The following is a 679-nucleotide window of genomic DNA, read 5'->3' as shown; positions in this document are numbered from 1 at the left end:
AAGGAAAGCTATTGCTGTAGGAGTTGCGGTGGCTGTTGCATGCGGTCTGCAGAAGCACTTGAATTTTGTGCCTGGGCCTCGGCATGCTGCTCCAGTGGCCGCAGCAGCAGCCAGCATGATGATGGCTCCTGCGGCTTTTGCTGATGAGATCGGCGATGCTGCAAAGAAACTTGGGGATGCTTCCTACTCCTTTGCCAAGGAAGTGGACTGGAACAATGGCATTTTCTTGCAAGCCCCCGGCAAGTTTCAGCCCTTGGAAGCTTTGAAAGCCATTGACAAGATGATCGAAATGGGGGCAGCCGCAGATCCAAAGCTTCTGAAGGAGGCAGCAGAAGCACATCACAAGGCCATCGGGAGCATCAGCGGGCCAAATGGTGTGACTTCGCGCGCTGACTGGGATGCGGTGAATGCAGCCATTGGCCGTGTTGTCGCTTCGGTCCCCAAAGCAAAGGTCATGGCCGTTTACGATTCAGTAACAGCCATCACGGACCCCGGAGTGCCAGCGTACATGAAGTCCTTGGTGAACGGACCCGATGCCGAGAAGGCCTACCAAGGATTCCTGGAATTCAAGGATGTTGTTGAAAAGAACCAGGTGGCCACGGCCAGTGCTCCTGCAGTTGTGCCTTCTGGAGACAAAATTGGTGAAGCTGCAAAAGCCTTGTCCGATGCATCCTACCCC

1 protein-coding gene is annotated in these 679 nt (G+C 54.8%); it reads left to right on the top strand.

The features are described 5' to 3' along the window. Positions 1 to 94: 94 nt before the first annotated feature. Positions 95 to 679: hypothetical protein (locus tag ACYQ78_RS39230; protein WP_459806077.1), on the top strand; the 585-nt coding region annotated here is incomplete at its 3' end.

Source organism: Herbidospora sp. RD11066, assembly GCF_054661255.1.
The sequence above is the reverse complement of the archived record's forward strand: the minus strand, read 5'-3'. Positions and strand labels throughout refer to the sequence as shown.